The organism is Noviherbaspirillum denitrificans (genome assembly GCF_002211445.1).
Classification (GTDB): Bacteria; Pseudomonadota; Gammaproteobacteria; order Burkholderiales; family Burkholderiaceae_D; genus Noviherbaspirillum; species Noviherbaspirillum denitrificans.
The window spans coordinates 1646868-1652839 of the sequence record NZ_LSTO01000001.1 but is presented as its reverse complement, the minus strand read 5'-3'; the positions used below and the strand labels follow the sequence as shown (position 1 = coordinate 1652839).

The following is a 5972-nucleotide window of genomic DNA, read 5'->3' as shown; positions in this document are numbered from 1 at the left end:
CCGCTGCCACTTCAGCGTCGCTCAGGGCCGTGCTGAATGGCGGCATGCCGTAAGGCCGTGGATTGCCGTGTGTGCTGGGCGGGTAGCCGCCGTTCAGGACGATGCGCACGGCATTGACGGCCGGGTTGGCGCCGAGCGATACGTTCCCTGCGAGCGGCGGATAGGCGGGCGGTTTGCCCTTTCCGTCGTCGCCGTGGCACTCCGCGCAATGCGTGCCGTACAGCTTCGCGCCTTGCCGTAACAGCGCGTCCGCATCGGCGCCGGCGAGCATGCCGTCTTCCTGGCGACGCGGACCGGCACTGGGCAGCGACTTCAGGTAAGTGCTCATCGCGTGGATGTCCTCCTCCGATAAATGCTGAAGGCTGCGACCGACCACTTCCGCCATCGGCCCGAACACCGCGCCGCGTGGAAAAACCCCCGACTTCAGCAATGCGGACAGTTCATCAAGTTCCCATTCACCTGGCCCTGCATCCGACGCCAGCGACGACGCATACCAGCCGAGCATGGGAATCATGCCGCCGGACAGGTCTTCGTGCGACGCCCCGCCGAGCGCTGTGCGGCCGGTATGGCAGGCGCTGCAGTGTCCGAGCCCCTGGACGAGGTAGGCGCCACGGTTCCACTCCGCTGGCCTATTCGCATCCGCCTGATAGCTGCCGGGCGTGAAATACAGCGCGCGCCAGAACGCGAGGAGGATGCGCTGGTTGTACGGGAAGCGCAGTTCGTTCTCGCGGTTCGGCTTGCGCACCGGCGCGAGCGTCCTGAAGTAGGCAAACATCGCGTCCGCATCTGCGCGTGTGACTTTGGTGTAGTTCGGATACGGAAACGCCGGATAGAGGAAACTGCCATCCTTCGATCGTCCATTATGGATGGCGCGCCAGAAGTCGTCCGCGGTCCAGTCGCCGATGCCGGTTTCATTGTCTGGCGTGATGTTGGAGGAATAGACCGTGCCGAACGGCGTCGGAATCGCGCGCCCGCCGGCGTAGGCATCGCCGCCCCGGACGGTGTGGCAGGCCATGCAGTTGCCGGCTTTCGCCAGGTATTCGCCCCTGGCGACCTGCGCGGCCTTGTCGGTGACAGGCGAGCTTGCTTCGTTGCTTCCCGGTTCGCTGGCGATCTCGTAGCCGGCCAGCGCGAGGGGAAGGGCGATGAGGAGGGCGGCGGCCAATAACAGGATGCGTTTCATGTGTCGATTCTTTGTCATTGCGGATGGCTGCCACATGCCAGCGGCAGCTTGTGCGCCGCCCCGGGTTCCGCCCGCATGTCGGCCGGCACCGGCTGCGATGACAGCCATGCGGTGACGGCGGCGATGTCTTCGGGATTCATCTGTCTGGCGATCTGCGCCATGCAATCGGGGGCGTGGGCGCGGCGGGAGCCGTCTTTCCATGCGCCGAACTGCGCATTGAGATAATCGCGCGGCAATCCGACCAGGCTGGGGATGGCAGGCAGCATGCCGGTCAGCCGTTCTCCATGGCAGGACGCACATGCCGGGATGTTGCGCGCGGCATCGCCGTTGCGCACCAGCCGCCGTCCTCGTTCGGCTGTAGTGGGCAATACAATGACCACCTGCGGCGGCGGATACGGCGGATGGAGCGAAGAAAAGTAGCCGGCCATTTCTTTCAGGTAGTCGTCGGAAAGATGCGCGACCATGTAGGTCATCTGCGGATACTGGCGGCGGCCGTCGCGGAAGTTGCGCAACTGGTTGTACAGGTATTGCGCCGGCTTGCCCGCGATGCGCGGGAAGAAGCCCTCGCTGGTCGCACGGCCTTCCTTGCCATGGCAGGCGGTGCAGGCCAGCGCGCGTTGCGCGATCGAGTCGGGAACGGGCGTGTCCTGCGCCAGTGCCGCCTGTACCGGCAAGCAGGCAAGGATGGGCAGGATCGAGATTCGGAACGTGAACATGATTTCAGGATCGGCATGCGGTTGTCACAGGGCGATTGTGATGCCTGTGCTTGCCACATAACAGATGCAGTTGGCTTTGCTTTTTGCATAGCAGACCCCCAACTGATCCGGTCAAATTCCTGTCTTCTGAATCTGTTGCCGCGCCGCGCGTCGTTGGACAATCGGATGCAACGCAATCAACAGCAGGTGTATCCGGATGTACCAGTACGACGAATATGACGAAGCGCTCGTGCGCGAGCGTGTCGCGGAGTTCAGGGACCAGGTGGCGCGCCGCTTGTCCGGCGCGCTGACGGAAGAAGAATTCCTCCCGCTGCGCCTGCAGAACGGCCTGTACATGCAGAAGCACGCGTACATGCTGCGCGTCGCGATTCCGTATGGCGTGCTGTCCGCGCCGCAGCTGCGCATGCTCGCGCATATCGCGGGCAAGTACGACCGCGGATATGGCCACTTCACCACGCGGCAGAATATCCAGTTCAACTGGATCAAGCTGGAAGAGGCGCCGGACATCCTGGCCGACCTCGCATCGGTCCGGATGCATGCAATCCAGACTTCCGGCAATTGCGTGCGCAACATCACCACCGAGCAGTTCGCCGGTGTCGCGAAGGATGAATTGCTCGACCCGCGTCCGCTGGCGGAAATCCTGCGCCAGTGGTCGACCCTGAATCCGGAGTTCGCCTTCCTGCCCCGCAAGTTCAAGATCGCGCTATGCGCGTCGGAGGAAGACCGCGCGGCGGTGCGCATGCACGACGTCGGCATCTACCTGTACCGTGACGGCGACGGCCACACCGTCCTGCGCGTGTTCGCCGGCGGCGGGCTGGGTCGCACGCCCATCCTGAGTTCTCAGATCCGCGACCAGCTGCCGTGGCAGCACCTGCTGTCCTACGTCGAGGCGATTTTGCGCGTGTACAACCGCTACGGGCGGCGCGACAACAAGTACAAGGCGCGCATCAAGATCCTGGTCAAGGCCATCGGCGTGGAACAGTTCGCCGCCGAAGTCGAACAGGAGTGGCTGCACCTGAAAGACGGCCCGGCGACGCTGACCGCGCAGGAGTATGCGCGCGTCGCCGCGTTCTTCCGCCAACGCGGTTACGAGCAGCTCGACGACGTCGATCCCGGTTACGGAGCAGACAAGCGTTTCACGCAATGGGCACGGCGCAACGTCCACCCGCACAAGATGCCGGGCTATGCCGCCGTCACGCTGTCGACCAAGCCCGGCCCGATGACGCCGCCGGGCGACGTGACCGCCGCACAGATGGACAGGATCGCGGACTGGTCCGAGGAATTCGGCTTCGGCGAGATCCGCATCGCGCACGAGCAGAACGTGATCCTGCCCGATGTGCGCCAACGCGATTTGTATCGACTGTGGCAATGCGCGACAGAGCACGGCCTCGCGACCGCCAACGTCGGGCTCCTGACCGACATCATTGCGTGCCCGGGCGGCGACTATTGCTCTCTCGCCAACGCCCGCTCGCTGCCGATCGCGGCGGCGATCGCGCAACGCTTCGAGGACCTCGACTTCATCCATGACCTCGGCGATGTGTCGCTCAACATTTCCGGCTGCATCAACGCCTGCGGCCACCACCACATGGGCAACATCGGCATCCTCGGCGTCGACAAGGATGGCGAGGAGTGGTACCAGGTGACGATAGGCGGCGCGCAGGGCAAGGATGCCGCGCTCGGCAAGGTGATCGGCCCGTCGTTCCGTGCCGGGGAGATGCCTGGTGTCGTGGAGCGGCTCATCGGGACGTTCTGCCGCTTGCGCGTGCATGACGAACCGTTCGCCGCGACGCTTGCGCGGGTCGGCGTGGAGCCTTTCAAGTCAGATGTCTACCGGGAAATTTCCGGACAGGAGTAAACGCAGATGCAACAGATCATCAAGATCATTGAAGGCCAGCCATGTGTTGTGGACGATGACTGGGAAGTGGTGCGCACGCTGGAAAACGCATCGCCAGAATCCCGCCGCATCCTGCCGCTTGCCACTGCAACAAATGCAAGGGCGGTGTGGATTTCGCCGGACGACGATTTCGAATCCTGCCTGCCGGCATTATCAAAAATGCAGCTCATTGCAATTGATTTCCCGACTTTCCGCGATGGCCGCGGATACAGCATCGCGACGCTGCTGCGCAGCCGTTATGGCTGGACGGGGGAGTTGCGGGCCATCGGTGACGTGCTGCGTGACCAGTTGAACTTCATGCGCCGCTGCGGCTTCGACGCGTTTGCCGTGCGTGCCGACAAGGATATCCACGACGCGCTGAAAAGCTTCAGCCACTACACGGTCCGCTACCAGGGCGCGGTCGATGACCCGGTGCCATTGTTCCGGCGCCGCTAAAGCTTCCGTTTTTCCGAAGATTTAATCAATATCGCTTCGGATTTTAAAATCCTCAAAGACGCGTAGAATGACCGGTGGCCGGCCTCTGTTTTTTCGCAGCGGCCGGCGACTCCCGCGTGCGGGACTCTCATGAGGAGTAGATGTGAACCAGAAGCATATTCGTAATGCCATTACGGCGCTTGTCGCCTTTGTCGTTTTCTTTGCCGTCAGCCAGCAATTCAGCGGCTCCGGCTCCACCTCGTCGACGCCCATGGCGTACTCGGAATTCCTGGAACAGGTGAAATCCAGGCATATCCGCGAAGTCGTGATCGAGGGCACGCGCGTGTCCGCCGTCACCAACGACGGCAAGAAGGTCAGCACGAACACCACCTTGCTTGATCGCGGACTGGTGAGCGACCTGATCGACAACGACATCAAGTTCGATGTACGCAATCCGGAACCGCCTTCCTTCCTGTCGCAGGTATTCATGTCCTGGTTCCCGATGCTGCTGCTGATCGGCGTCTGGATCTGGGTCATGCGTCGCCAGCAGGGCGGCGGCAAGGGCGGGCCGTTCTCGTTCGGCAAGTCCAAGGCGCGCATGCAAGACGGCACGACCAACACCACCACCTTCGCCGACGTCGCCGGCTGCGACGAAGCGCGTGAAGAAGTGGACGAGATCGTCGAGTTCCTGCGCGAGCCCAAGAAGTTCCAGCAGCTCGGCGGCCATGTGCCGAAGGGCGTGTTGCTGGTCGGGCCTCCCGGCACCGGCAAGACCTTGCTGGCACGCGCGATGGCGGGTGAGGCGCGGGTGCCGTTCTTCACGATTTCCGGTTCGGACTTCGTCGAGATGTTCGTCGGCGTCGGCGCGTCGCGCGTGCGCGACCTGTTCGAGAACGCCAAGAAGCATGCGCCGTGCATCATCTTCATCGACGAAATCGATGCCGTGGGCCGTTCGCGCGGCACCGGCATGGGTGGCGGCAATGACGAGCGCGAGCAGACGCTGAACCAGATGCTGGTCGAGATGGATGGCTTCGAGCCGAATTCCGGCATCATCGTCGTCGCCGCGACCAACCGCTCCGACGTCCTCGACAAGGCGCTGCTGCGCCCGGGCCGCTTCGACCGCCAGGTGATGGTGGGCTTGCCGGACATTCGTGGACGCGAGCAGATCCTGCGCGTGCACCTGCGCAAGGTGCCGTTCTCGCCGGACGTGGAGATCGGTGTGCTGGCGCGCGGCACGCCGGGCTTTTCCGGCGCCGAACTGGCGAACCTCGTGAATGAAGCGGCACTGTTCGCCGCACGCCGCAACAAGCAGTTGCTGGACATGCAGGACTTCGAGGATGCCAAGGACAAGATCATCATGGGTCCGGAGCGCAAGTCGGCGATCATGCGCGAGGAAGAGCGCCGCAATACCGCGTACCACGAGTCCGGCCATGCGGTGGTGGCCAAGCTGCTGCCCAAGGCCGACCCGGTGCACAAGGTCACCATCATGCCGCGCGGCTATGCGCTCGGCCTGACCTGGCAGCTGCCGGAGCATGACCGCGTGAACATGTACAAGGACAAGATGCTGGAAGACATCGCCATCCTGTTCGGCGGACGCATCGCGGAAGAGATCTTCATGCAGCAGCAATCCACCGGCGCATCGAACGACTTCGAACGCGCGACGAAACTCGCCCGCGCGATGGTGACTCGCTTCGGCATGTCGGAAACGCTGGGCACGATGGTCTACACCGACGAGCAGGACGGCCTCGGCGTGCAGTCGCGCACC

5 protein-coding genes are annotated in these 5972 nt (G+C 63.5%); 3 read left to right on the top strand and 2 right to left on the bottom strand.

The window, feature by feature from the left end:
- Together AYR66_RS08235 and AYR66_RS08230 are read right to left on the bottom strand one after the other, a co-directional pair.
- A partial coding sequence (locus tag AYR66_RS08235; RefSeq protein WP_234814851.1) for a cytochrome c occupies positions 1-1183 on the bottom strand: 1183 nt, incomplete at its 3' end.
- A 14-nt stretch (positions 1184-1197) separates the two neighbouring features.
- Positions 1198-1899: a c-type cytochrome gene (locus tag AYR66_RS08230; RefSeq protein WP_088707101.1), complete on the bottom strand. Its 702-nt coding sequence runs from the start codon at positions 1897-1899 to the stop codon at positions 1198-1200.
- 196 nt (positions 1900-2095) lie between these two features.
- On the opposite strand from AYR66_RS08230, the gene AYR66_RS08225 reads away from it, so the two are divergent.
- From AYR66_RS08225 to ftsH, 3 genes are all read left to right on the top strand, one after another.
- Entirely contained in the window at positions 2096-3754 is a 1659-nt protein-coding gene (locus AYR66_RS08225; RefSeq protein WP_088707100.1) for a nitrite/sulfite reductase, read from the top strand.
- A 6-nt stretch (positions 3755-3760) separates the two neighbouring features.
- The gene (locus AYR66_RS08220) at positions 3761-4228 is read left to right on the top strand and encodes a DUF934 domain-containing protein (RefSeq protein ID WP_088707099.1); all 468 of its coding nucleotides are present in this window, start codon (positions 3761-3763) and stop codon (positions 4226-4228) included.
- Positions 4229-4370: 142 nt separating this feature from the next.
- On the top strand, positions 4371-5972 hold a 1602-nt coding region (gene ftsH / locus AYR66_RS08215; protein ID WP_088709687.1), incomplete at its 3' end, for an ATP-dependent zinc metalloprotease FtsH.

Coding starts and splice junctions, on each gene's coding strand:
- AYR66_RS08230 (WP_088707101.1), bottom strand. CDS start 1,899: ATGTTCACGTTCCGAATCTCGATCCTGCCCATCCTTGCCTGCTTGCCG.
- AYR66_RS08225 (WP_088707100.1), top strand. CDS start 2,096: ATGTACCAGTACGACGAATATGACGAAGCGCTCGTGCGCGAGCGTGTC.
- AYR66_RS08220 (WP_088707099.1), top strand. CDS start 3,761: ATGCAACAGATCATCAAGATCATTGAAGGCCAGCCATGTGTTGTGGAC.